Origin of the sequence: Nocardioides sp. TRM66260-LWL, from assembly GCF_020075545.1 — a bacterium.
Lineage (GTDB): Bacteria > Actinomycetota > Actinomycetes > Propionibacteriales > Nocardioidaceae > Nocardioides.
The window spans coordinates 17,730-41,300 of the sequence record NZ_JAIQZK010000007.1 but is presented as its reverse complement, the minus strand read 5'-3'; the positions used below and the strand labels follow the sequence as shown (position 1 = coordinate 41,300).

The 23,571-nt window shown below is 75.5% G+C and carries 23 protein-coding genes; 15 read left to right on the top strand and 8 right to left on the bottom strand.

Annotated elements, in window-relative coordinates:
- Window positions 1-47: 47 nt before the first annotated feature.
- The 6 genes from K8Z61_RS15355 to K8Z61_RS15330 all read left to right on the top strand — a co-directional run bounded on the left by K8Z61_RS15355 (window position 48) and on the right by K8Z61_RS15330 (window position 8,587).
- The gene (locus tag K8Z61_RS15355; RefSeq protein ID WP_224130787.1) at window positions 48-746 is read left to right on the top strand and encodes a hypothetical protein; all 699 of its coding nucleotides are present in this window, start codon (window positions 48-50) and stop codon (window positions 744-746) included.
- On the top strand, window positions 746-2,329 hold the full coding sequence (locus K8Z61_RS15350) for a DNA polymerase Y family protein (RefSeq protein WP_224130786.1): 1,584 nt from the start codon (window positions 746-748) through the stop codon (window positions 2,327-2,329). Before K8Z61_RS15355 ends, K8Z61_RS15350 begins: the two co-directional genes overlap by 1 nt.
- 9 nt (window positions 2,330-2,338) lie before the next feature.
- On the top strand, window positions 2,339-5,812 hold the full coding sequence (locus tag K8Z61_RS15345; protein WP_224130785.1) for an error-prone DNA polymerase: 3,474 nt from the start codon (window positions 2,339-2,341) through the stop codon (window positions 5,810-5,812).
- Between the two features lie 90 nt (window positions 5,813-5,902).
- Entirely contained in the window at window positions 5,903-6,853 is a 951-nt protein-coding gene (locus K8Z61_RS15340) for a 3,4-dioxygenase subunit beta (RefSeq protein WP_224130783.1), read from the top strand.
- Window positions 6,854-6,899: 46 nt separating this feature from the next.
- Complete coding sequence (gene hemW, locus K8Z61_RS15335; protein ID WP_224130782.1) at window positions 6,900-8,114, top strand: radical SAM family heme chaperone HemW; 1,215 nt, start codon at window positions 6,900-6,902, stop codon at window positions 8,112-8,114.
- On the top strand, window positions 8,111-8,587 hold the full coding sequence (locus K8Z61_RS15330) for an NINE protein (protein WP_224130781.1): 477 nt from the start codon (window positions 8,111-8,113) through the stop codon (window positions 8,585-8,587). The genes hemW and K8Z61_RS15330 overlap by 4 nt, the downstream gene beginning before the upstream one ends.
- Window positions 8,588-8,594: 7 nt before the next feature.
- On the opposite strand, the gene K8Z61_RS15325 is transcribed toward K8Z61_RS15330, so the two are convergent.
- From K8Z61_RS15325 to K8Z61_RS15310, 4 genes are all read right to left on the bottom strand, one after another.
- Complete coding sequence (locus K8Z61_RS15325) at window positions 8,595-9,440, bottom strand: DUF3097 domain-containing protein (RefSeq protein WP_224130779.1); 846 nt, start codon at window positions 9,438-9,440, stop codon at window positions 8,595-8,597.
- 78 nt (window positions 9,441-9,518) lie between these two features.
- Window positions 9,519-9,704, bottom strand: coding sequence for a hypothetical protein (locus tag K8Z61_RS15320; RefSeq protein WP_224130778.1), 186 nt, complete (start codon window positions 9,702-9,704; stop codon window positions 9,519-9,521).
- 56 nt (window positions 9,705-9,760) lie between these two features.
- Complete coding sequence (locus K8Z61_RS15315; protein ID WP_224130776.1) at window positions 9,761-10,630, bottom strand: MBL fold metallo-hydrolase; 870 nt, start codon at window positions 10,628-10,630, stop codon at window positions 9,761-9,763.
- Between the two features lie 54 nt (window positions 10,631-10,684).
- Complete coding sequence (locus K8Z61_RS15310; RefSeq protein ID WP_224130775.1) at window positions 10,685-11,374, bottom strand: hypothetical protein; 690 nt, start codon at window positions 11,372-11,374, stop codon at window positions 10,685-10,687.
- Between the two features lie 220 nt (window positions 11,375-11,594).
- Between K8Z61_RS15310 and hrcA the strand changes: the two genes are divergently transcribed.
- The 3 genes from hrcA to K8Z61_RS15295 all read left to right on the top strand — a co-directional run bounded on the left by hrcA (window position 11,595) and on the right by K8Z61_RS15295 (window position 14,673).
- The gene (gene hrcA, locus K8Z61_RS15305; protein WP_224130774.1) at window positions 11,595-12,635 is read left to right on the top strand and encodes a heat-inducible transcriptional repressor HrcA; all 1,041 of its coding nucleotides are present in this window, start codon (window positions 11,595-11,597) and stop codon (window positions 12,633-12,635) included.
- An 87-nt stretch (window positions 12,636-12,722) separates the two neighbouring features.
- Window positions 12,723-13,901: a molecular chaperone DnaJ gene (gene dnaJ / locus K8Z61_RS15300; RefSeq protein ID WP_224130772.1), complete on the top strand. Its 1,179-nt coding sequence runs from the start codon at window positions 12,723-12,725 to the stop codon at window positions 13,899-13,901.
- 28 nt (window positions 13,902-13,929) lie between these two features.
- Window positions 13,930-14,673: a 16S rRNA (uracil(1498)-N(3))-methyltransferase gene (locus K8Z61_RS15295; protein ID WP_308116789.1), complete on the top strand. Its 744-nt coding sequence runs from the start codon at window positions 13,930-13,932 to the stop codon at window positions 14,671-14,673.
- A gap of 18 nt (window positions 14,674-14,691) precedes the next feature.
- Here K8Z61_RS15295 and K8Z61_RS15290 read toward each other — a convergent pair whose 3' ends face one another.
- Entirely contained in the window at window positions 14,692-15,663 is a 972-nt protein-coding gene (locus K8Z61_RS15290) for a Gmad2 immunoglobulin-like domain-containing protein (protein WP_224130770.1), read from the bottom strand.
- A 70-nt stretch (window positions 15,664-15,733) separates the two neighbouring features.
- Here K8Z61_RS15290 and K8Z61_RS15285 point away from each other — a divergent pair, with 70 nt between their 5' ends.
- From K8Z61_RS15285 to K8Z61_RS15270, 4 genes are all read left to right on the top strand, one after another.
- Window positions 15,734-16,090, top strand: coding sequence for an HIT domain-containing protein (locus K8Z61_RS15285; RefSeq protein ID WP_224130768.1), 357 nt, complete (start codon window positions 15,734-15,736; stop codon window positions 16,088-16,090).
- 58 nt (window positions 16,091-16,148) lie between these two features.
- Entirely contained in the window at window positions 16,149-17,006 is an 858-nt protein-coding gene (locus K8Z61_RS15280) for an alpha/beta fold hydrolase (RefSeq protein ID WP_224130767.1), read from the top strand.
- 55 nt (window positions 17,007-17,061) lie between these two features.
- Window positions 17,062-17,790 (top strand): DNA repair protein RecO, encoded by a 729-nt coding sequence (recO, locus tag K8Z61_RS15275; protein WP_224130766.1) that lies wholly within the window; start codon window positions 17,062-17,064, stop codon window positions 17,788-17,790.
- A gap of 87 nt (window positions 17,791-17,877) precedes the next feature.
- Complete coding sequence (locus K8Z61_RS15270) at window positions 17,878-18,642, top strand: isoprenyl transferase (RefSeq protein ID WP_224130765.1); 765 nt, start codon at window positions 17,878-17,880, stop codon at window positions 18,640-18,642.
- A 50-nt stretch (window positions 18,643-18,692) separates the two neighbouring features.
- On the opposite strand, the gene K8Z61_RS15265 is transcribed toward K8Z61_RS15270, so the two are convergent.
- From K8Z61_RS15265 to K8Z61_RS15255, 3 genes are read right to left on the bottom strand one after another with little or no spacing between them, the layout of a single operon-like run.
- Window positions 18,693-19,724 carry a metal ABC transporter permease gene (locus K8Z61_RS15265; protein ID WP_224130764.1) on the bottom strand — a complete coding sequence of 344 codons (1,032 nt, stop codon included), beginning with the start codon at window positions 19,722-19,724 and terminating at the stop codon, window positions 18,693-18,695.
- A gap of 2 nt (window positions 19,725-19,726) precedes the next feature.
- On the bottom strand, window positions 19,727-20,536 hold the full coding sequence (locus K8Z61_RS15260) for a metal ABC transporter ATP-binding protein (protein WP_224130763.1): 810 nt from the start codon (window positions 20,534-20,536) through the stop codon (window positions 19,727-19,729).
- Window positions 20,527-21,501: a metal ABC transporter substrate-binding protein gene (locus tag K8Z61_RS15255; protein ID WP_224130762.1), complete on the bottom strand. Its 975-nt coding sequence runs from the start codon at window positions 21,499-21,501 to the stop codon at window positions 20,527-20,529. The genes K8Z61_RS15260 and K8Z61_RS15255 overlap by 10 nt, the downstream gene beginning before the upstream one ends.
- 220 nt (window positions 21,502-21,721) lie before the next feature.
- On the opposite strand from K8Z61_RS15255, the gene K8Z61_RS15250 reads away from it, so the two are divergent.
- Together K8Z61_RS15250 and K8Z61_RS15245 are read left to right on the top strand one after the other, a co-directional pair.
- Window positions 21,722-22,048: an antibiotic biosynthesis monooxygenase gene (locus K8Z61_RS15250; protein ID WP_224130761.1), complete on the top strand. Its 327-nt coding sequence runs from the start codon at window positions 21,722-21,724 to the stop codon at window positions 22,046-22,048.
- 82 nt (window positions 22,049-22,130) lie between these two features.
- The gene (locus tag K8Z61_RS15245) at window positions 22,131-23,528 is read left to right on the top strand and encodes a glycine--tRNA ligase (RefSeq protein WP_224130760.1); all 1,398 of its coding nucleotides are present in this window, start codon (window positions 22,131-22,133) and stop codon (window positions 23,526-23,528) included.
- Window positions 23,529-23,571 lie beyond the last annotated feature (43 nt).

Below are 23,571 nucleotides of genomic sequence, written 5' to 3'. Positions count from 1 at the left end.
CGAGATCCCGGGTTGCGCCGATCGAACATCCGTTCGATCATGGACGCGTGACCATCGCCCCGACCTCCCGCGCCGACGAGCTCGCCGCGCTGCGCCAGCGCATCGCGCGGCTCGAGCGTCCGGGCCTCGCCGCCGCCGAGGCGGGGGTCGAGCTGGTCACCCACCCGGCGCTCGCGCCGGTGCTGCGACTGCGGGCCGGGGGCACCTACCAGGTCGACTCCACCACCCTCGCGCTGCTGCTCATGGCCGGCCCCTCGCGGGCCGGCGCCTGGAGCGCGCTGGTGGGGGTGGACGACCTCGGCGCCGAGGCTGCCGCGGCCTGGGGGGTCGAGCTCTCCCGCACCGTCGTCGTGCCCGAGCCCGGGGAGCAGTGGCTCGAGGCGCTGGCCGCGGTCATCGACCTCGCCGGCCTCGTCGTGGTGCGCCCGCCGCTGCTGCGGGGTCGACGCGCTCCGCTGGCGCCGTCGGTCGCCGAGCGGCTCTCCGCGCGGCTGCGCGAGCGCTCCGCGGCGCTGGTCGTGCAGGGGGAGTGGCCGCGCTGCACCGCGCGGCTGCGGCTCGCCGAGGTCGCCTGGCACGGCGTGGGCCACGGCGAGGGGCTGCTCGACCGTCGGCACGCCGTCGTGGAGGTGCAGCGGGGCAGCGCGCCGCCGGTGCGCGTGCGGCTCGAGGGCCTGGGGGACGCCGGGCTCCCCGTCGGCGTCGGTCGGCACGGCGCGACGCCGCTGCGGAAGGCGGCCGGCTGATGCGCGTCTTCGTCGTCTGGTGCCCCGACTGGCCGGTCGTCGCGGCGCTGTGGGAGGCCGCGGGGGAGCCGAGCGTCGACGGCGCCGAGGCCGGCTCGGCGGACTCCCCGTCGCGGCGGCCCGCCGCGGTGTTCGCCGCCAACCGCGTGGTGGCCTGCACGGCCACTGCGCGCGAGCTCGGCGTGCGTCGCGGCATGCGTCGCCGCGACGCGCAGGGCCGCTGCCCCGAGCTGCGGGTGCTGGCCGACGCGCCCGACCGCGACGCCCGGGCCTTCGAGCCGGTGCTGGCGGTGCTCGAGGAGCTGCGGCCGGGCGTCGCGCTGCTGCGGCCGGGGCTCGCGGCCCTGCGCTCCCCGGGCCGCTACTACGGCGACGAGGAGGCCACCGCCGCCGTCGTCGCCGAGCGGCTGGTGCGCGCGGGCGTCTGGGACGTCCGCATCGGCGTGGCCGACGACCTCTTCACCGCCGAGCAGGCCGCCCGGCTGGCCCGTCCCCAGGAGTGCCGCGTCGTGCCGCCCGGCGGGGCGCGCGAGCTGCTGGCCGAGCTGCCCGTCGAGGTGCTCGACGACGCCGACGCGGTCAGCCTGCTGCGCCGTCTGGGCATCGAGTCCCTCGGGCAGCTCGCCGCGCTGCCCGCACCCGACGTGCGGGCCCGCTTCGGGCTGGCGGTGGCCCGGGTGCACCAGGTGCTCGACGGCGTCGACGCCCAGCGGTTCGCCCCCCGCACCCCGCCGCCCGACCTCGGCGCCGAGGTGGCCTTCGAGCCGGCGCTCGACTCCGCGGAGGCGATCTGCTTCTCTGCCCGGCGCACGGTCGAGCGGCTCGTCGCGGGGCTCACCGAGCGGCGCCTGGTGTGCACCGAGCTGTGCGTCGAGGTGCGCACCGAGGGCGAGCCGCCGGTGCTGGCGCGCACCTGGCTGCACCCGCGCTGGTTCTCCGCCGCCGACGTCCTCGACCGGCTGCGCTACCAGCTCGCCGGTCAGGGGGCCGGCCAGGGCGTCGGGCTGGGCACGCTCGGCGCGGCCGTCACCGGGGTGCGGTTCGAGCCGCTCACGGTGGTGCCCGAGCACGTGCACGCCGAGGGCCTCTGGGGCGGCACCGACGCCCGGGTCGAGCGGGGGCTCGCGCGGCTGCAGGGCATGCTCGGTCACGACCGGGTGCTGCAGCCGGTGCTGCAGGGCGGACGCACCCCCGCCGAGCGGCAGGCGCTCGTCCCGTGGGGGCAGCGTCCCACCGGGCTGCGGCCGGTCGAGCCGGCCTGGCCCGGCCGCATCCTCGGCCCGGCGCCCGCGCGGGTCTTCCCGACGCCGTGGCCGGCGCGGGTGGAGGACGCCTCGGGGCGTCCGGTGCTCGTCGACGAGCGCGGTGCGCTCAGCGGCGAGCCCGTCCGGCTGCACGTGGAGGACCGCTGGCAGCCGGTCGTCGGCTGGGCCGGGCCGTGGCCGGCCGAGACCGCCTGGTGGGAGCCCGGCGCGGCGCAGCGCGGGCCGGTCATGCGCTTCCAGCTGGTCGGGGCCGACGGGCGCGCCTGGCTGATCACCTGCCTCGACGGCGCCTGGGAGGCGGTGGCCGGCTATGAGTGAGGCGCGCTGATGGGCTTCAGCAATCCCGCCGTGCCGTGGAGCGAGCTCGAGCGACGGCTCTCCGGACGCTCCGCCCCGCCGCCCGAGGCGCCGATCTCGACGCGCCGTCGCCGTCCCGACGCCAGCGGCGCCCTGCCGCCCGAGGGGCCGGTGGTGCCCTACGCCGAGCTGCACTGCCACAGCGACTTCAGCTTCCTCGACGGCGCCAGCCCGCCGGAGGAGCTCGTCGCCGAGGCGGTCCGGCTGGGTCTGACCGGGCTCGCGCTCACCGACCACGACGGCTTCCACGGCGCGCCGATGCTCGCCGAGGCCGCCCGCGCGCACCCCGACCTGCGCACCGTGTACGGAGCCGAGCTCAGCCTGGGCCTCGACGCCCCGCAGCTCGGGGTCGCCGACCCCGCCGGCACCCACCTGCTGGTGCTGGCCCGCGGCGTCGAGGGCTACCACCGGCTGGCCGGGGCGATGACCCTCGCGCACCTGCGCGGGGACGAGAAGGGGCGCCCCGACCACCGGCTCGACGAGCTGGTCGAGCGCGGCCGCGGCCACTGGGTGGTGCTCACCGGCTGCCGCAAGGGCGCGGTGCGTCAGGCCCTCGCCGAGGGCGGCGGGGCGGCGGCCGACGCCGCGCTGGGCGCCCTGGTCGAGCGGTTCGGCGCCGAGCACGTCGTCGTCGAGCTCACCGACCACGCGCACCCGGGCGACACCGTCGCCAACGACGTGCTCGCCGGGCTCGCCCGCGAGCACGGCCTGCCGGTGGTGGCCACCAACAACGTCCACTACGCCCGGCCCGAGCAGCGGCGGCTGGCGCAGGCGATGTCGGCCATCCGCGCCCGGCGCAGCCTGGCCGACCTCGACGGCTGGCTGCCGGTCTCGGGCCAGGCGCACCTGCGCAGCGGCGAGGAGATGGCCGCCCGGTTCGCCCGTCACCCGGGCGCGGTGGCGTACGCCGCGCGGCTGGCCGGCGAGCTCGCCTTCGACCTGCGCAAGGCCTCGCCCCGGCTGCCCAAACAGGGCATCCCCGAGGGCCACACGCCCACCAGCCGGCTGCGCGAGCTCACCTGGGCCGGCTTCGCCCGGCGCTACGCCGGCACCCCGCAGGAGGCCGAGGCGCGCTCCCGCGTCGAGCGCGAGCTGGAGATCATCGAGCGCAAGGACTTCCCCGGCTACTTCGTCATCGTCCACGACATCGTCGACTTCGCGCACCGCCGCGGCATCCTCTGCCAGGGCCGCGGCTCCGCGGCCAGCTCCGCGGTCTGCTACGCGCTCGGCATCACCGCCATCGACCCCGTGCGGTACGGCCTGCCCTTCGAGCGGTTCATCTCCCAGCACCGCGACGAGGAGCCCGACATCGACGTCGACTTCGACGCCCGGCGCCGCGAGGAGGTCATCCAGTGGGTCTACGACACCTACGGCCGGCTCAACGCCGCGCAGGTCGCCAACGTCATCTCCTACCGGCCCAAGATGGCCGTGCGCGACGCCGCCAAGGCGCTGGGGTTCTCGCCGGGCCAGCAGGACGCGTGGTCCAAGCAGGTCACGAGCTGGACCTCGGTGGTGGCCGACCAGCTGGCCGACGACGGCACCGGCACCGCGGCCGACACCCGCGGCGAGGCCCGGGCGGGCGAGGCGGTGCCGCCCGCGGTCGTCGGGCTGGCCGAGGAGCTCCTCGGCGCCCCCCGTCACCTGGGCATCCACTCCGGGGGCATGGTGCTCACCGAGCAGCCGATCGGCGAGGTGTGCCCCATCGAGCGGGCGCGCATGGACCGCCGCACCGTCCTGCAGTGGGACAAGGACGCCTGCGCGTCGATGGGCCTGGTGAAGTTCGACCTGCTCGGCCTCGGCATGCTCAGCGCGCTCGACCACATGATCGCGCTGGCCCGTGAGCACCTCGACGAGCACTGGGAGCTCCACTCGCTGCCCAAGGAGGAGCCCGCGGTCTACGACATGCTCTGCCGGGCCGACTCCGTGGGCGTCTTCCAGGTCGAGAGCCGTGCCCAGATCGGCACCCTGCCGCGGCTGCGTCCCCGCACCTTCTACGACCTCGCCGTCGAGATCGCGCTGATCCGCCCCGGGCCCATCCAGGGCGGCGCGGTGCACCCCTACATCCGCCGGGCGATGGGGCAGGAGCCGATCGCCTACCCGCACCCCAGCGTCATCCCGATCCTCGAGCGCACCCGCGGCGTCCCGCTGTTCCAGGAGCAGCTGATGCAGATGGCGATGGTGCTCGGCGACTGCGACGCCGACGACGCCGACCTGCTGCGCCGCGCGATGGGCTCCAAGCGGGGCATCGAGCGGATCGAGCGGATCGAGCGCAAGCTCTACGAGGGCATGGCCCGCAAGGGCCTGCACGGGGAGCGGGCCGACGCGATCTACCTGCAGATCCGCTCGTTCGCGAACTTCGGGTTCGCCGAGAGCCATGCGCTGTCCTTCGCGCTGCTCGTCTACGCGAGCTCGTGGTTCAAGCTGCACTACCCGGCGGCGTTCCTCGCCGGCCTGCTGCGCGCGCAGCCGATGGGCTTCTACTCCCCGCAGTCGCTGGTCGGCGACGCCCGGCGCCACGACGTCGAGGTGCGGCGTCCCGACCTGCTGCGCTCGGACGCGCAGGCGGGGCTGGAGCCGCTGGTCGACCTGCCGCCGGGGCAGCGGCCGCGCGCCACCGGCCTGGACGCCTGCCGCCACGACCACGGCGGCGAGGTGCCGCCGTTCGTGGAGGGCACGCCCGATCCCACGCCCCGGCATCGGCGCGACGGCGGGTTCGCGGTGCGACTGGGCCTGGCCTCGGTGCGCGGCATCGGCGACGACGTCGCCCGGCGGATCGTCGCGGCGCGCGAGGAGCGACCCTTCCGCGATCTCGCCGACCTGTCGCGTCGGGCGGGCCTCGACGCCGGCCAGCTCGAGGCGCTGGCCACCGCGGGGGTCTTCGAGGGTCTCGGCCTCGACCGTCGCCAGGCGCTGTGGACGGCCGGCTGGACCGAGCGCGAGGAGCACCTCGAGGGACTCGTGGTGGCCGCACCGCCGCCGACGCTGCCCGGCCTCGACGGCGTCGGCGTGCTGCTCGCCGACCTGTGGGCCACCGGCGTCACCCCCGACGACCATCCCTTCGCTCACCTGCGGCCGGGCCTGCGGGCAGCCGGCGTGCACGCGGTGGCCGACCTGGTCGGCGAGCGCGCGACGGTCGCCGACCGACGCCGGGTGAGCGTCGCCGGCGTGGTCACGCACCGGCAGCGTCCGGGCACCGCCGGCGGGGTCACGTTCCTCAACCTCGAGGACGAGACGGGCATGCTCAACGTCGTCTGCGGCCAGGGGCTGTGGCGTCGGCACCGGGCCGTGGCCACCCGCTCCCAGGCGATGGTGGTGCGGGGGCTGGTCGAGCGGCGCGACGGCGTCACGAACCTGGTGGCCGATCGCCTGTCCGGCCTCTCCGACCTGCACCCCGAGGCGGCGGCCGCGCTCGAGACCCGGCTGCGCTCGCGCGACTTCCGATGAGCCTCCTGCGTCGAGCACAGCCGATGCACAGCGGCGACCGGTCGACTGCTCCCACCGGCGGACGATCCGCCCCGCGCCCGAGGAGCCACCATGACCCCCAGCACCAGCACCGGCAGCAACACCAGCACCAGCACCGGCAGCACCAGCACGCCGCACGGACACGACGAGCTCGAGGACCACGACCTCGGCCTCGCCCACGACCTGCCGATCCTCCTGGCGCGGCGTCGGGCGATGGGCCGGCGGGGCTTGCTGGGGCTGCTCGGCGGCGTCGGCGCGGCGGCCGCCCTCACCGCCTGCGGGGCCGAGGAGACCGCTTCCTCCTCCGCCTCCTCGGCCGCCACGAGCGGAGCCGCCACCGTCCCGGGCGGCCCTCCGGCGGGCGGCATGGGCGCCGCGGCCACGGCCGTCGCCGCCGGCGAGATCCCCGAGGAGACCGCGGGGCCGTATCCGGGCGACGGCAGCAACGGGCCCGACGCGCTGGCCGAGTCGGGCGTCGTCCGCAGCGATCTGACCCGCTCCTTCGGGGACGCCGACGGGGTCGCCGAGGGCGTGCCGATCAGGATCCGGCTGCGGGTCTACGACCTCGACGGCGAGGACGCGACGCCGTACGAGGGCGCGGCCGTCTACCTGTGGCACTGCGACCGCGACGGCCAGTACTCGATGTACACCGGCAGCGCCCAGGCCGAGAACTACCTGCGCGGGGTGCAGGTGGCCGACGCCGACGGTCGGCTCGAGTTCACCAGCGTCTTCCCGGCCTGCTACGACGGCCGGTGGCCGCACATGCACTTCGAGGTCTACCCGAGCGTCGCCGACGCGACGGACGCGACCAACCGGCTGCGCACCTCCCAGCTGGCGCTGCCCCAGGACGTCTGCGAGACCGTCTACGGCACCGCCGAGGGCTACGAGGCCAGCGTCGCGAACCTCCAGCGCGTCAGCCTCGACACCGACCTGGTCTTCGCCGACGGCCACTCCCTGCAGCTGGCCACCGTCACCGGCTCGGTCGACGACGGCTACGTCGTCAGCCTGGCCGTCCCCGTCTGATCGCCCGGCCGCAGGCGGGGTCGCCCGCGCGTGTGAGGATGGACCGGTGCCCAGCACCCTCCCCGACGGCGAGCCGGCTCCCGACGACGGCTCGCTGCCCGCCTCGGCGCTGGCCGACGTCGGCGCGAGCGGCCTGGGCGTCTACCTGCACGTGCCGTTCTGTGCGGTCCGCTGCGGCTACTGCGACTTCAACACCTACACCGCCGAGGAGCTCGGGCCCGGGGTGTCGCGACGCGACTTCGCGGCGACGGCGGCCCGGGAGATCGCCCTGGCGGCCCGGGTGCTCGGCCCGACCCGGCCGGTCGAGACGGTCTTCGTGGGCGGCGGCACGCCGACCCTGCTGACGCCGGCCGAGCTCGGCTCGCTGCTGGAGGCGGTGCGCGAGGAGGTCGGCCTGGCCGACGACGCCGAGGTCACCACCGAGGCCAACCCCGACTCCGTCACCCCGGAGTCGCTCGCGGGGCTGCGGGAGGCGGGCTTCACCCGGCTGTCCTTCGGGATGCAGTCGGACGTGCGGCACGTCCTGCGGGTCCTCGACCGCACCCACGACCCCCTGCGGGTGCCGCAGGCGGTGGCCTGGGCCCGTGAGGCGGGCTTCGAGCAGGTCAGCCTCGACCTCATCTACGGCACGCCGGGGGAGTCGCTCGACGACTGGGGGCGCTCGCTCGACGCCGCCCTGGCCTGCGAGCCCGACCACCTCTCGGCCTACGCCCTGATCGTCGAGGACGGCACGGCACTGGCGCGTCGGGTTCGGCGCGGCGAGCTGCCGGCACCGGACGACGACGACCTCGCCGACAAGTACCTCCTGGCCGACGAGCGGCTCACCGCGGCCGGGCTGTCCTGGTACGAGGTCTCGAACTGGGCGCGTCCCGGTGCGGAGTGCCGGCACAACCTCCTCTACTGGACCGGCGCCGACTGGTGGGGCGTCGGGCCGGGCGCGCACTCCCATGTCGGCGGCGTGCGCTGGTGGAACCGCAAGCACCCGGCGGCCTACGCCCAGCGGCTGGACGCCGGCCTCAGCCCGGCCCAGGGCCGCGAGGTGCTCGCGGACGAGGACCGCCGGGTCGAGCGCGTCCTGCTGGAGGTGCGGCTCCGTCAGGGACTGCCGGCCGCCGCCCTCGACGACGCCGGCCGCCGCGCCGCGGCCGAGGTGGTCGCCGAGGAGCTCGCCGAGCCCGGACCCTGGTCGGACGGCCGGCTGGTGCTGACCCGGCGCGGACGGCTGCTCGCGGACGCCGTGGTCCGTAGGGTGCTGCCATGAGCCAGCCGCCACCGGAGCAGTCCCCGCAGGGGCAGGTGCCGCCGCCCCCGCCGTCCGCGCCGTCCGCGCCGTCCGGGTACCCGCCCCCGCCCGCCGGACAGCCGCATCCCGGCTGGGCGCCGCCGCCGGGGCAGCCGTGGGGCCCGTCGCCGGGGCAGCAGTGGGGCGGACAGCCGTGGCCGGGCCAGCCGTACGGCGCGGCACCCGGTGCGGCGCCCGGCGCGCCCTGGGGCGTCCACCCGGTCACCGGCGTGCCGTACTCGGAGAAGTCCAAGCTGGTGGCGGGGCTGCTGCAGCTGCTGATCCCGCTCGGCCTAGGCCGCTTCTACATCGGCGACACGACCACCGGCGTGCTCCAGCTGGTGGTCACGGTGCTGACCTGCGGCATCGGCGCCATCTGGCCGTTCGTCGACGGGATCATCCTGCTGGCCACCGACTCCCGCGACGCCCAGGGCCACCCCCTGCGCTCCTGACCTGCGGCTAGGGCGCGGTGACGAAGTCGATGAGCTCCTCGACGCGGCCGAGCAGGGCGGGCTCGAGGTCGGCGAACGACCCGACGCGGCCCAGGATGTGCTTCCAGGCACGGGCGATGTCGGCCTGGTCGCGATGCGGCCAGCCGAGGTGCTGGCACACCCCATGCTTCCACTCGACGTTCCGCGGGATCCGCGGCCAGGCGTCCAGCCCGAGCCGTGCGGGCTTGACCGCCTGCCAGATGTCGACGAACGGGTGGCCGACGATCAGCACGTGGGGCCCGACCGCCGAACGGGCGATGCCCTGCGCAAGGCGGCTCTCCTTCGAGCCCGGCACGAGGTGGTCGACCAGGACGCCCACCCGCCGCTGGGCCGAGGGCCGGAAGTCGCGCAGGTGGTCGGCGAGGTCGTCCACGCCGCCGAGGTACTCCACGACGACGCCCTCGATGCGCAGGTCGTCGCCCCACACCTTCTCGACCAGCTCGGCGTCGTGGCGGCCCTCCACGAAGATGCGGCTGGCCCGGGCGACCCGGGCCGGGGCGTTCGGCACCGCGACGGAGCCGGACGCCGTGCGGGCGGGGGCCGCGGGAGCCGCGGCCCTCACCGGCGCGGTGAGGATGACGGGTCGTCCCTCCAGCAGGAAGCCCGCCCCGAGGGGGAAGGTGCGGCGCCGCGAGCGCCGGTCCTCCAGCGTGACGGTGTGCAGGTCGCGGTCGACGGCGACGATCTCGCCGCACCAGTCGGTGGTGACCTCCTCGACGACGAGGCCCTTGTCGGCGGGGTGCTCGACGGCGCGACCGCGCTTCGGTGCGCGCCAGTCGCCGCTGAGGACGTCGGATCCGTATCGGTCGGCCACCGCAGGAGGCTAGACAGTCGGCGCGCCGGCTCCCGGGCGACGCGCCGCAGGCGAGCCCGGCAGGGCGGCCGGGCCGGCTCAGCCGCCCGAGTCGCCCGCGCTCTCCGGCTCGTCCTGGTCGGCGTGCTTGCCGTCGTGCAGCAGGTCGCCGGCGGTCTCGCCGTCGGCGAGGGGCTCGGCGAGCGGGTTGTCCTCGCTCGGGACGAGGTCGGGCGGCAGGGCGTCGTCGGTGACGTCGGCGTGCGGGTGCGGGTCCTCGCTCATGTCCCCACGCTGCCCGCGATGCGCTGGCGTGCACACCCTCGGGCGGGTGGTCCGGCTCAGAGCAGCGGCAGGCGTCGGCGCAGCAGCGGGAGGGCGGCGTAGCCGCGGGCGACGGCGTGCTCGAGGCCCGCGCTCGGAAAGGGCCACGGAGCGGCCTCGAGCGCCTCGTCAGCCGGCACGCCGCGGGTCGCGAGGTCGCGGACGGTCTCGGCCACCACGCCGAGGAGCGCCCGCTGCTCCTCCACCGCGTCGCGGTCCATCGGCGCCCCGTGGCCGGGGAGCACGATCGACCTCCCGGAGAGCAGGCCCAGGACGACGTCGAGGCTCGCCGGCCAGTCGAGCGGGTGGGCGTCGGGGCCGTACGACGGCGGTCCGGACTCCTCGACGAGGTCGCCGGCCAGCACGAGGTCGACGTCGGGCACGCGGACGACGAGGTCGCCGGCGGTGTGGCCGCGGCCGGGGTGGACGAGCTCGACGAGCCGTCCGCCGAGGTCGACGGCGCGGACCGACGACAGCGGGCGGTCCGGCACGACGATCGGCGCAGCGACGGCGGCCTCCTGCTCCGCGGCCTCGAGGTGGGGGAGCAGGTCGTCGTGCAGGGCGCGCGAGGCGCCCCTGGCGGCGGCGTCCAGCGCGGCGACGGCCTCCGTCTGCGCGTGCACGGGCACCGCGGGGTCGAGCTCGCGGAAGGCCGCCGCGCCGAGCACGTGGTCGAGGTGCGCGTGGGTGTGGACGACGCCCAGCACCGGTCCGGCGTCCAGCGCCGTCACCGCGGCGCACAGCGCGCGGCCCGCCGCGACCGAGCCCGGGGCGTCGACGACGAGCACGCCGTCGTCGCCCCCGATCACGCCGATGGTCACGTCGCACGGCTCGACCCGGGCGGCCCAGACGCGGGTCGCGATCTCCTCGAGTCTCGGGCGGGCCACGGCGGCGACCCTACGCCCGCGCCGCTGGACGGGGCGCCCGGGACGCGCTCCGGCTCAGCGCGCCGTGGCGAGCAGCAGGTCGCGCAGCAGCAGGGAGAGGTCGTCCAGGTCGGCGGCCGGGCGCGGGAACGCGAGTCCCTCACGATGGGCGCCGTCGACGTCGACCCAGGCGAGCTCGACGCCGTGCGCGGTGAGCCCCGTGAGCTCGACGCCGAGCACGTGCGTCGCCGGCACCCCGGTCGCGGCCGCCACGGCGTCGCGCAGGAGCTCGCCGTGGTGCTCGTTGGCGTGCGCCGCGGTGCGCACCAGGTGTCCGGCGTTGAGGGCGTGGACGGGGTCGGCGAAGGCGTCCGCAGGCACCAGTCGCCGCGGTCGGTCGGGGGTCCGCAGGCTGACGTGCCGCACGTCGAGCCGCACCACCTGGCGTGCGCCCTCGGCGCACGGGCAGGCGCAGCGCTCCAGCCGGACGGCCTCGAGCCGGCCGAGCACGAGGAGGGTGCCGGGCCGGCCGGGCAGGCCGCTGGCGAGGGTGAGCACGGCGCCGCGGCCGAGGGTCGCGGCGGTGGCCAGCGGCGAGTCGGCGGGGCAGCCGAGCATCGGCACCCCCGCGACCTCGCACAGGACCACGCGGGCGAGGTCGAGGTGGTCGACGTCCTCGACCGCGAGCTGGGCGCCCGCCGGGCAGGCGAGGATGCTGCGGGCGAGGGCGGCGTCGGCGAGCCCGGTCGGGGGATGGAGCGGCATGACGACCTCCGAGGTGATCTAGGTAAGCCTAACCTAATCTCAATCGGGCGGGAGCGCCACCGGAGATCGCCGACACGGCCCGCCGGACGCCCACGGCCGGTGCGCGCCCCCGCCCTCGGAGTAGGCTTGGCACTCGGCCCACGGGAGTGCCAGGCGCGCCCGCGCCGCACCCCTCGTCCCCGACCGCCGGGGGCGCGACCAGCCAGGCAGGAGGCGACCCGTGCAGGAGGACCGTCGGCTCGCGGTGCTGCGGGCAATCGTCGAGGACTACGTCGCCACCGAGGAGCCGGTCGGCTCCAAGGCGCTGGTCGAGCGCCACGGCCTGGGCGTCTCGCCCGCCACGGTGCGCAACGACATGGCCGTGCTCGAGGAGGAGGGCTACATCGCGCAGCCCCACACCAGCGCGGGCCGCGTCCCGACCGACAAGGGCTACCGGCTCTTCGTCGACCGGCTCACCACCGTCAAGCCGCTCAGCGTCGCGGAGCGCAAGGCGATCTCGACCTTCCTCGACGGCGCCGTCGACCTCGACGACGTCGTCCAGCGCTCGGTGCGGCTGCTCAGCCAGCTGACCCGTCAGGTCGCCATCGTCCAGTACCCGACGCTCGCCCGCTCCACCGTGCGACACGTCGAGCTCGTCGCGCTCACGCCGGCCCGGGTGCTCGTGGTGCTGATCCTGAGCACCGGCCGGGTCGAGCAGCGGGTCGTCGACCTGCCGGGCGACCTCGACGACGACGCCCTCGCCGCCCTGCGCTCCCAGCTGCTGCGGCTCGCCGTCGGGGAGCCGATCGCCGACGCCGTCACGGCCCTGCGTGCCGTGCTGCCCGACGTGCCGTCCGACGCGCCGTCCGACCAGGCCCCGGCCGACCCGGCGTCGACCGTCGTCGCCGCGATCGTCGAGGCCATCGAGGACCAGCGCTCCGACGCCCGCATCGCCGTCAGCGGCGCGGCCAACCTGGCGCGCTACGGCGACTCCTTCGACTCCGCCGTCCGGCCCCTCCTCGAGGCGCTCGAGGAGCACGTCGTGCTGCTCAAGCTGCTCGGCGAGGCCAGCACCGGCGGCGCGGTGACGGTGCGCATCGGCACCGAGGGGCCGTACGCCCAGCTCGCCTCGACCAGCGTCGTCTCCACTGGCTACGGGCCGGCCACCGACTCGCTGGCCACGCTCGGCATCGTCGGCCCGACCCGCATGGACTACCCGGGCACGATCGCCGCCGTGCGCGCTGTCGCCCGCTACGTCTCCCGCATCCTCGACGAGGCCTGACCGCCTCGGCCCGGGCTGAGCCCGGGAACCGCCCGACCACCCCGCACCGACCACCCCGCACCGACCGAACCGACCGAAGGACCACTGGTGAGCCAGGACCTCTACGACCTCCTCGGGGTCGCCCGTGACGCCGACGCCGACACGCTGAAGAAGGCCTACCGCAAGCTGGCCCGCCAGCTGCACCCCGACGTCAACCCCGACCCGGCCGCCCAGGACCGGTTCAAGGAGGTCACCTCGGCCTACGAGGTGCTCTCCGACCCGCAGAAGCGGGCGGCCTACGACCGCGGCGGCGACCCGTTCGGCGGGCGCGGCGACTTCGGGCAGGGTGCCGGGTTTTCGTTCACCGACATCATGGACGCCTTCTTCGGAGCAGGTGGTCAGGCGGCTGGCCAGGGTCGTGGTCCGCGTCCGCGCGTTCGTCGAGGACAGGATGCGCTGATCCGGCTCGAGGTCAGCCTGGCCGAGGCCGCCTTCGGCGTCGCCCGCGAGCTCACCGTCGACACCGCGGTCACCTGCGGCACCTGCGACGGCGCGGGCGCCGCGCCCGGCAGCCGTCCGGTCACCTGCGAGACCTGCCGCGGCCAGGGCGAGGTCGCCCACGTCCAGCGCTCCTTCCTCGGCGAGATCCGCACGCTGCGCCCCTGCGCGGCCTGCCGCGGGTTCGGCACGCTCATCCCCGACCCCTGCCGCGAGTGCGGCGGCGACGGCCGGGTGCGCTCGCGCCGGGCGCTGACGGTCAAGATCCCGGCCGGCGTCGACACCGGCACCCGCGTGCAGCTCAGCGAGCAGGGCGAGGTCGGGCCGGGCGGCGGCCCGGCCGGCGACCTCTACGTCGAGGTGCACGTCGCCGACCACGACGTCTTCACCCGGCACGGGGACGACCTGCACTGCACCGTCACGGTGCCGATGACGGCCGCCGCGCTCGGCACCGTGCTCACCCTGCCGACCCTCGAGGCCGACGTCGTCGAGGATCCCGAGGCGCCCACGGAGCTCGAGACCTCCTTCGAGGTCGAGATCCGTCCGGGCACGCAGTCGGGGCACCAGCAGACGATGCGCGGCCGCGGCGTGCCGTCGCTCCGGGGCGGACGCGGCGACCTCATCGTCACCACGACCGTCGAGACGCCGACCCGCCTCGACCCGCGCCAGGAGGAGCTGCTCCGCGAGCTGGCCGCGATCCGCGGCGAGGAGGCCCCCAGCGGCAACGTCCGCCCGAGCAGCCACAAGGGCGTCTTCGGCCGGTTGCGCGACGCGTTCAACCAGCACTGACGCCGCGAGCGACGCGATGAGCCTCCCGGTGCACCTGGTGCCTGCGCTCGACGGCGTCGTCGCGGGCGACCGCGTCGAGGTCGACGGCGACGAGGCCCACCACGCGGTCACGGTGCGCCGGCTGCGGGTCGGCGAGCGGGTGGCGCTCACCGACGGCCGCGGCACGACCGTCCGGGGCGAGGTCGCCGAGACCGGCAAGCGGCTGTTCGCCGTCACGGTGGACGAGGTCGAGCGGGTCGACGAGCCGACGCCGCGCGTCGTGGTCGTCCAGGCACTGCCCAAGGGGGAGCGGGGCGAGCTGGCCGTGGAGGTGCTGACCGAGATCGGGGTCGCCGAGATCGTGCCGTGGGCGGCCGAGCGGTCGGTGGCGGTCTGGCGCGGGGAGCGCGCCGCCAAGGGTCACGCCCGGTGGACGGCGACCGCCCGCGAGGCCGCCAAGCAGGCACGACGCGCGTGGCACCCGACCGTGGCGCCGCTGGCGACGACGGACGACGTGCTCGCGCTGGTCGCCGGCGCGGCGCGGGCCGGCGTCGCCGTCGTGCTGCACGAGCAGGCGACGTCGTCCCTCGCCGGCGTCCGACTGCCCGCGGAGGGCGCAGGTCCGGTCGTGCTCGTCGTGGGCCCCGAGGGCGGCCTCAGCGACGACGAGGTCGCGCGCCTGAGCGAGGCCGGCGCGCAGACCGTGCGGCTCGGCGCGGAGGTGCTGCGGACCTCGACGGCCGGGGTCGCGGCGGTCGCGGCGCTGCTCGCGCGCACCCCGCGCTGGGGCTGAGGCCGGGCGGCCCCGGGATCACCGCAGGGTGATCCCCCGGCCGTCGGTCGGGAACTTGACCTCGTCGGAGTAGTCGTCCAGGAAGGCGTAGACGGTGACCTCGTCGCCCGGGGACACGGTGTTCTTCGAGAGGTCGACGTCGACGCTCCAGGGGTACTGGCGGCCGAACCCTGCGGTGGTCACGAAGCCCTCCTTGATCGTCTCGCCCCCGCCGTCGGCGATCCGCCACCGGACGGTGCCCTCGGGCGCGTCCGCGGTGCCGGTGATGCGGATGCGGCGCAGGTCGAGCCGCGCTCCCTCGTCCGGGGTCGTGATCATGACCGGCGACAGCGTCGTGCCGGACGGCGCGGCGGCGATGCCGTCGGTGGTCGACAGGCCGAGCAGCGGCTGCGGGCCGTCGCTGCCGTCGATCCGCAGCTCGAGCGGCAGCCGCTGCTGGGCGACGCCCTGGAGCGTGTAGACGAGCTGCTGCACGGCGAGGCGGGCCTGCGCGGGCGTCAGCCGACCGGGGCTGCGCCAGCGCGGATCGGCGACCGTCATCACGATCCGACCGTCGCGCACGACGACCGAGTCGACGGGACGGCGGGGCAGCAGCGAGCGGTAGGTGAAGCGTCCCGGCGCGCCGTTCGTCAGCAGGTTGGCGGCGCCCGTCAGCGGATCGCCCTGGGTGCGGCGGAACTCCCGGTAGAGCCGGTCCTGGAAGGTCGCCCCCCGGCTGCCGGCCCAGTAGAGCGGGACGGCGGTGTCGGAGGTGCCGATGCCGGAGGCGGTCTCGCCGTCGGTCGCCACGGTGGGGGAGGAGGACGGCGAGCCGCCGGCGCTCGGGGTCGGGGAGCCGCCCGTGCTGCTCGCGCCGGTCGGGTCGGGGGTCGCGCTCGGCGACCCGGCGTCCGCCACGGGGGAGGGCGACTCGCCGCCGCAGGCCGCCAGCGGCACCAGCAGCGCGAACGGGAGGACGGCGGAGGCGAGGCGGGACGTCAGGCGGGTCACCCCGACAGCCTCGCCCGGGGCGGACGCCGCGGGCCACCCGACGCGCCGGAGGCTGTGGCAGGCTCGGCCCGTGAGCGACGCACCCCGCGACCCCGACTGCCTGTTCTGCCGGATCCTCGCCGGCGAGATCCCCGCCGAGGTCGTGCACGAGACCGAGCACGTGCTGGCCTTCCGCGACATCGCCCCGCAGGCGCCGACGCACGTGCTCGTCATCCCGCGCGGCCATCACGAGAACGCCGCCGCGCTGGCCGCGGCCGAGCCGCTGGTGGCCGCAGAGCTGCTGACGGCCGCCGCCGAGATCGCCCGGCTCGAGGGGCTCGCCGGCTACCGCCTCGCCTTCAACACCGGTGCCGAGGCCGGTCAGACGGTGTTCCACGCCCACCTGCACGTGCTCGGCGGACGCGACCTCACCTGGCCCCCGGGCTGATCCGGGGCTGATCCGGACGCTCCCCGGCGACCCGCGGGGTCCGGGCTAGGGTCGGCCCATGCTGGTCGCAGAGCAGGTCGGGCAGTTCTTCGTCGAGGTCGACGGTCACCGCGACCGGCTCGAGTACACCGAGCACGGCAGCGGCGACTCCTGGGTGGTGCTGCTGCACGGGCAGCTGATGCCGCGACGCATGCAGGAGCCTCTGGCCCGCACCCTGGCCGCGGCCGGCCTGCACGTCGTCACGCTCGACCTGCTGGGCCACGGTCGCTCCGACCGTCCCGACGACCCGCTGGCGTACTCCGTCACGGCCTTCGCCGAGCAGGTCGTCGCCCTGCTCGACCACCTCGGCGCGGCGCAGGCGGTGATCGGCGGCACCTCGCTCGGCGCGAACGTCTCGCTGGAGGTCGCCGCGATCGCGCCGGAGCGCGTCCGCGGCCTGATCGTCGAGATGCCCGTGCTCGACAACGCGCTCGAGGCCGGAATCCTGGCCTTCGCGCCGCTGCTCTTCGCGGCCCGGTTCGTCCCGCTCTCGGTGACCGCCGTGCGGCTGGCGACCCGCTGGGTGCCGCGCCGTCCCCTGCCGTTCTGGGCGGGCATCGCCCTCGACACCCTCGACCAGCGGCCGGGCCCGATGGCCGCGGTGGTCCACGGCCTGTTCTTCGGCCGCATCGCCCCGCCCTCGCGCGAGCGCCGCCGCATCGACGTCCCGGCGCTGGTGGTCGGCCACCCGGCCGATCCCATCCACCCCGCCGCCGACGCGGCGATGCTGGCCGAGGAGCTGCCGCAGGCCACCTTCGTCGAGGCCCGCTCGATCCTGGAGTGGCGCCGCTCGCCGGAGCGGCTCGACGGCCTGGCCATCGCCTTCGCCACCGCCTGCTGGCGCGGAACCCGGCGCGGACGCCGCGCCGGCGCCTGAGCCGCCCCCGCGCGCCGGGACGCGGCCCCGCCCGCGCACCCCGCACAATGGGTGCGTGCCGCTCTACCGTGACGAGGCGATCGTCCTGCGCACCCACAAGCTGGGCGAGGCCGATCGCATCATCACCCTCCTCTCCCGCCACCACGGACGCATCCGGGCGGTCGCGAAGGGCGTGCGGCGCACCACCTCGAAGTTCGGCTCGCGGCTCGAGCCGTTCATGCACGTCGACCTGCAGCTGGCCGAGGGCCGCTCGCTCGACACCGTCACCCAGGCCGAGACCCTGACGCCGTTCCACTCCGGCCTCGGCCTCGACTACGAGCGCTACACCGCCGGCACGGTGATGCTCGAGACCGCCGAGCGGCTGGTCACCGAGGAGCGCGAGCCGTCGCTGCAGCAGTTCCTGCTGCTCGTCGGCGGACTGCGGGCGCTCACCTCCGACGACCGGCGTCCGGGCGCGGTGCTCGACTCCTACCTGCTGCGCTCCCTGGCGGTCGCGGGCTACGCGCCCTCGTTCTCCGCCTGCGCCCACTGCGGCCTCGAGGGCCCGCACCGGTGGTTCAACCCCTCGATGGGCGGCATGCTCTGCACCACCTGCCGGATCCCGGGCTCGGCCGGCCCGTCGAGCGAGGCGGTCGTGCTGCTCGGCGCGCTCCTCGCCGGCGACTGGCCGGTCGTCGCCCGGGCCGACGAGCGCACCGCGCGCGAGGCGTCCGGGCTCGTCGCCGCGTACCTGTCGTGGCACCTCGAGCGCGGCCTGCGCTCGTTGGAGCACGTCGAGCGCTGACGTGCTGTGACGAGCGCCGACGTGCGCTGGCGAGCGCCGGCGAGCGCCGGCGAGCGCCGGCGACCGTCAGAGCTAGGCTCCCGCCTCGTGAAGCGCGCCGTCCGTCCGCCCACCCCGCACCCGTCGGGGGCCCGTCCGCCCGCGCTCCCGCCGGAGCTGGTGCCCCGGCACGTCGCCATCGTCATGGACGGCAACGGCCGCTGGGCCAAGGAGCGCGGCCTCCCGCGCACCCGCGGCCACCAGGAGGGCGAGTCGTCGCTCTTCGACGTCGTCGAGGGCGCCATCGAGATCGGCGTGAAGGCGATCTCGGCCTACGCGTTCTCCACCGAGAACTGGAGCCGCTCGCCCGAGGAGGTCCGCTTCCTCATGGGCTTCAACCGCGACGTCATCCGCCGTCGCCGCGACGAGATGCACGAGCTCGGCGTCCGGGTGCGCTGGGCCGGTCGTGCGCCCCGGCTGTGGCGCTCGGTGATCAAGGAGCTGCAGGTCGCCGAGGAGCTGACCAAGGACAACGACGTCCTCACCCTGACGATGTGCGTCAACTACGGCGGACGCGCCGAGCTCGCCGATGCCGCCCGGGCGATCGCCCGCGAGGTGGCCGCCGGGCGGCTGAACCCGGAGAAGGTCGACGAGAAGGTCCTCGCCCGGCACCTCTACCTGCCCGAGCTGCCCGACGCCGACCTGGTGTGGCGCACGTCGGGCGAGCAGCGGCTCTCCAACTTCATGCTCTGGCAGGCCGCCTACTCCGAGATGGTCTTCACCGACGTGCTGTGGCCCGACGTCGACCGGCTCGCGCTGTGGCGGGCCATCGAGATCTACGCCGAGCGCGACCGGCGCTACGGCAGCGCCTGACCCGCGGCGGGCAGTGCCCGTCAGTGCCCGTCAGCGCCCGTCAGCGCCCGTCAGTGCTCGTCGTAGTGCGCCTCGTGCGGGGCGTGCCGGTGCCCGTCGTGCAGGTAGTCGACGTGGTCGCCGTGCGGCACCGCGACGTGGCCGCAGTCGGCGCCGTGCCGGTGCACGTGCGGCTCGGTGACGGTGCGGTGGGCGGCGTCGAGCGGGCCGTCCGGTCCGCCGAGGCCGTCCAGCGGCTCGTCGTCGAAGGGCGAGGTCAGCCGGCGTCGGTGCCGCAGCCACGAGCCGATCGGCCAGGTGACGGCGAAGCCGAGCAGGGCGACGATCACGATCGTGGATCCCGGCGCGACCTGGGCACGCGACGACGCGACGGCCGAGGCGACCAGCCCGCCGACCGAGGCGGCGACGCCGAGCACCATCGCGCCGAGCAGCGTGGCGCGGAAGGAGCGGGTCAGCTGCTGGGCGGTGGCCACCGGCACCACCATGAGGGCCGAGACGAGCAGCAGCCCGACGGTGCGCATGGCGACCGTCACGCTGGCCGCCGCGAGCACCGCGATGAGCAGGTTGTACGCCCGCACCCGCAGCCCGGCGACGCGCGCGAACTCGACGTCCTGCGAGACCGCGAACAGCTGCGGCGCCAGCCCCAGGGCGATCGCCAGGACGACGGCGGTGAGCCCCATGACCGCCCAGATATCGGCGATCGTGATGGTGAGGATCGAGCCGAACAGGTACTCCTGGAGCGTCGAGGCGCTTTGGCCGCCGATGCCGGTGAGCAGCACGCCTCCGGCCAGGCCGCCGTAGAACAGCAGCGCGAGGGCGACGTCGCCGTTGACGCTGCCGCGCTCGCGGATCAGCTCGATCAGCACGGCGCCGGTCACCGTCACCAGCATGGCGGTCCACAGCGGCGAGGAGTTCGTGAGCAGGCCGAGCGCGATGCCGGTGACGGCGACGTGGCCGAGGCCGTCGCCCATCAGGGCCAGGCGGCGCTGCACCAGGTAGGTGCCGACGGCCGGTGCGACCAGGCCGGTGAGGGCCGCCGCGATCAGGGCGCGCTGCATGAAGCCGTAGGCGAAGAGGTCCATGGTCAGCGGCTCCGCTCGGGTCGGTCCAGCGGCGAGCGGACGGGCAGTCCGTGGCGCTCGCGGCGGGCCTGCCGCCGCGCGCTGGGATGGCAGTGCGGGTCGCCGGCGTCACCGACCCACGGGGCGTGCACCTCGTGGTCGGCCAGCGGCCGGCCGTCGTGCACCACGCGGCCGTCGCGCATCACCACCGACCGGTCGACGAGCGGCGCCAGCGGGCCGAGCTCGTGGGCGACCAGGACGATCGTCGCGCCGTCGGCCTTGAGCACGCCGAGCGCGTCGGCCAGCGCCTGCTGGTTGGGCAGGTCGACGCCCGCGGTGGGCTCGTCGAGGAAGAAGAGCTCGGGCTCGCCGGCGAGGGCGCGGGCGATCAGCGCGCGCTGCTGCTGGCCGCCGGAGAGGTCGCCGATGCCCTCGCGGGCCTTGTCGGCGAGGCCGACGACCTCCAGCGCGCGGGCGATCGCCGCGCGGTCGGCACGCCCCAGCGGCCGCAGCAGCCGACGCCGGGTGAGGCGTCCCGAGGCGACGACCTCCCAGACCGAGGCCGGCACGCCGCTGGCGGCGCTGGCCCGCTGGGGCACGTAGCCGACGCGGCTCCAGGCGTGGAAGCGCTCGAACGGCGTGTCGAAGAGCGCGAGGCTGCCCGAGGTCAGCGGGCGCAGGCCGGTCAGCGTGCGCACGAGCGTCGACTTGCCCGAGCCGTTGGCGCCCATGAGCGCCACGAACTCGCCCGACTCCACGCGCAGGTCGACGTGGCGCAGCACCGGCCGTCCGCCGAGGGCGACGGCGGCGTCGCGCAGGTCGATCACCGGCATCCGTTGGCCTTCCGCAGGGCGTCGAGGTTGGAGCGCATGATCGAGAGGTAGTCCTGGTCGGCGGTGCGATCGGTCAGGCCCTCGATCGGGTCGAGGACGGCGCTGGAGACGCCCATGTCCCGGGCCAGCGTCTCAGACTGCTTCGGCGACACCAAGGTCTCGCCGAACACCGTGGTGATGCCGTCGCTGCGGATGAGGTCCTGCAGCCGGGCTAGGTCGGCGGGCGTCGGCTCGGCGTCGGGGGAGAGCCCGGAGATCGGCTCGATGTCGAGGCCGTAGCGGTCCCAGTAGCCGAACGCGTTGTGCGAGACCACGATCGTCTCGCGCCGGCATCCGCCCAGACCGCGCTCGAACTCGGCGTCGACCTGCTCGAGGTCGGCCCGCAGCGCGGCGGCGTTGGCCCGGAACTGCGCGGCGTGGTCGGGGGCGACCTCGGAGAGGGACGCGGCCACGGCGTCGGCGACGTCGGCCAGGCGCGTGGGGTCGAGCCAGAAGTGCGGGTCGAGGTCGCCGAGGCCGGTCTCCTCCTCACCGCCGTGGTCGTGCGCGGCGTCGTCGTGCCCGTCGTGGGAGAGGTCGGTCAGCCGCGCGGCGGGGACGACGTCCAGCGTCGCGCGGCCGGCGGGACGCTGCTCGACGGCGGCGTCGACGCTGGCCTGCAGGCCCTTCTCGTAGACCACGAGGTCGCCGCTGACGACCGAGGCGTTCTGCCGCGGGTCGAGCTCGAGGTCGTGCGGCTCGGCGCCCGGCTTCGTCAGGTCGGTGACGTCGACGAGGTCGCCGCCGACGCGCTGGGAGACGAACTGCAGGGGGTAGAAGGCCGCCACGACCTGCACGCGTCCGTCGCCGCCCGACGCCGCGGGGCCTCCGGCCGCGTCGTCGGAGAAGGCGGCGCAGCCGCTCAGCGCGCCGGTGGCGACGAGGGCGACGAGGCCGGCGGCGAGACCGGGACGACGAATCTTCATGACAACGATTCTCAGGAGATCTGGGAACGATTGTCAAAAGCCGGGGCGTCCGTCGGTCGTCCGCTGGTCGTCGTCCGCCGGTCGGCGGCGGCTCGCGTGACGCGCACGGCACCTCCCTGGACGTGGCGGGGTGCCGTGCGCGTCACGGAGCGTCGGTTTCCCCGGGCGCCCGGGGAAACCGACACCGGGGCCCGCCCATCCGCCCGTGGTTGGATGACGCATGCTCGTCGTCGTCCGGTTCCGCGTGACCCCCGACTCCCCGGAGGCGGCGACCTTCGCCGCCGACCTGGTCGCGGCCCGCGACGCCCTGGCGGCCCGGCCCGGCTACCTCTCCGGCGAGATCGGCCGCAACGCCGACGACCCCGCCCTGTGGACCCTGGTGACGCGGTGGGAGCACGTGGGCGCCTACCGTCGCGCGCTGTCCGCCTACGACGTCAAGCTCACCGCGGTGCCGGTGCTCGGGCGGGCGCTCGACGAGCCGACGGCCTACGAGGTCGTCGAGGACGGGACCGACCTGAACGCCCCCGGCGCCCGCTCGTTAGGCTGAGCCACCGCGTGCGGGTCCGTCCCGTCCGCAGCCGTCCCGGGCCGGCAGCCGGCCGACCCGCCCACCGCCAGGAGCAGCCGTCGTGGCCAAGCCGCCCCCGTCCGCCGTCGACAACGTCGTCTCCCTCGCCAAGCGTCGAGGCTTCGTCTACCCGTGCGGCGAGATCTACGGCGGCACCCGCTCCGCCTGGGACTACGGCCCGCTGGGCGTGGAGCTGAAGGACAACATCAAGCGGCAGTGGTGGAAGGCCATGGTGCAGAGCCGCGACGACGTCGTCGGCCTCGACTCCAGCGTCATCCTGCCGCGGCAGACGTGGGAGGCCTCGGGCCACGTCGACACCTTCACCGACCCGCTCACCGAGTGCCAGTCGTGCCACAAGCGCTTCCGCGCCGACCACCTGCAGGAGGCGGTCGCGGAGAAGAAGGGCCTCGACGACCCCGACGCCGTCGACCTCGCCGACGTCGCCTGCCCCAACTGCGGCACCCGCGGCGCCTGGACCGAGCCCCGCCAGTTCTCGGGCCTGCTCAAGACCTACCTCGGCGTCATCGAGGACGAGTCGGGCCTGCACTACCTGCGTCCGGAGACCGCGCAGGGCATCTTCCTGAACTTCGCCAACGTGGTCACCTCGCAGCGGATGAAGCCCCCGTTCGGCATCGCGCAGATCGGCAAGAGCTTCCGCAACGAGATCACCCCCGGCAACTTCATCTTCCGCACCCGCGAGTTCGAGCAGATGGAGATGGAGTTCTTCGTCAAGCCCGGCGAGGACGAAGAGTGGCACCAGCACTGGATCGACGAGCGCACCCGCTGGTACACCGAGCTGGGCATCCGTCCGGAGAACCTGCGCCACTACGAGCACGCGCAGGAGAAGCTGAGCCACTACTCCAAGCGCACCGTCGACATCGAGTACCGCTTCAACTTCGCCGGCAGCGAGTGGGGCGAGCTCGAGGGCATCGCCAACCGCACCGACTTCGACCTCTCCACCCACGCGAAGCACTCGGGCCAGGACCTCTCCTACTTCGACCAGGCCGCCGGCGAGCGCTACACGCCCTACGTGATCGAGCCGGCCGCCGGCCTCTCGCGCAGCCTCATGACCTTCCTGGTCGACGCCTTCCACGAGGACGAGGCGCCCAACACCAAGGGCGGCGTCGACAAGCGCACCGTGCTGCGCCTCGACCCGCGGCTCGCGCCGGTCAAGGTCGCCGTGCTGCCGCTCTCGCGCAACGCCGACCTCTCGCCGAAGGCCAAGGCGCTGGCCACCGAGCTGCGGCGCACCTGGAACGTCGAGTTCGACGACTCCGGCGCCATCGGCCGCCGCTACCGCCGCCAGGACGAGATCGGCACCCCGTTCTGCGTCACGGTCGACTTCGACACCCTCGAGGACGACGCGGTCACCGTGCGCGAGCGCGACTCCATGAGCCAGGAGCGCCTCAGCCTCGACGGCATCACGCGCTACTTCGCCGAGCGGCTGGTGGGCTGCTGACGCGGCCGCCGACACCGCCGCACCGGGCCGAACGTCCCGCATC

Excerpts from the sequence above, each read along its gene's own strand:
- K8Z61_RS15350 (WP_224130786.1), top strand. The coding sequence starts at position 746 with ATGCGCGTCTTCGTCGTCTGGTGCCCCGACTGGCCGGTCGTCGCGGCG.
- K8Z61_RS15345 (WP_224130785.1), top strand. The coding sequence starts at position 2,339 with ATGGGCTTCAGCAATCCCGCCGTGCCGTGGAGCGAGCTCGAGCGACGG.
- K8Z61_RS15340 (WP_224130783.1), top strand. The coding sequence starts at position 5,903 with ATGACCCCCAGCACCAGCACCGGCAGCAACACCAGCACCAGCACCGGC.
- K8Z61_RS15330 (WP_224130781.1), top strand. The coding sequence starts at position 8,111 with ATGAGCCAGCCGCCACCGGAGCAGTCCCCGCAGGGGCAGGTGCCGCCG.
- K8Z61_RS15320 (WP_224130778.1), bottom strand. The coding sequence starts at position 9,704 with ATGAGCGAGGACCCGCACCCGCACGCCGACGTCACCGACGACGCCCTG.
- K8Z61_RS15310 (WP_224130775.1), bottom strand. The coding sequence starts at position 11,374 with ATGCCGCTCCATCCCCCGACCGGGCTCGCCGACGCCGCCCTCGCCCGC.
- K8Z61_RS15280 (WP_224130767.1), top strand. The coding sequence starts at position 16,149 with ATGCTGGTCGCAGAGCAGGTCGGGCAGTTCTTCGTCGAGGTCGACGGT.
- K8Z61_RS15265 (WP_224130764.1), bottom strand. The coding sequence starts at position 19,724 with ATGGACCTCTTCGCCTACGGCTTCATGCAGCGCGCCCTGATCGCGGCG.
- K8Z61_RS15260 (WP_224130763.1), bottom strand. The coding sequence starts at position 20,536 with ATGCCGGTGATCGACCTGCGCGACGCCGCCGTCGCCCTCGGCGGACGG.
- K8Z61_RS15255 (WP_224130762.1), bottom strand. The coding sequence starts at position 21,501 with ATGAAGATTCGTCGTCCCGGTCTCGCCGCCGGCCTCGTCGCCCTCGTC.
- K8Z61_RS15250 (WP_224130761.1), top strand. The coding sequence starts at position 21,722 with ATGCTCGTCGTCGTCCGGTTCCGCGTGACCCCCGACTCCCCGGAGGCG.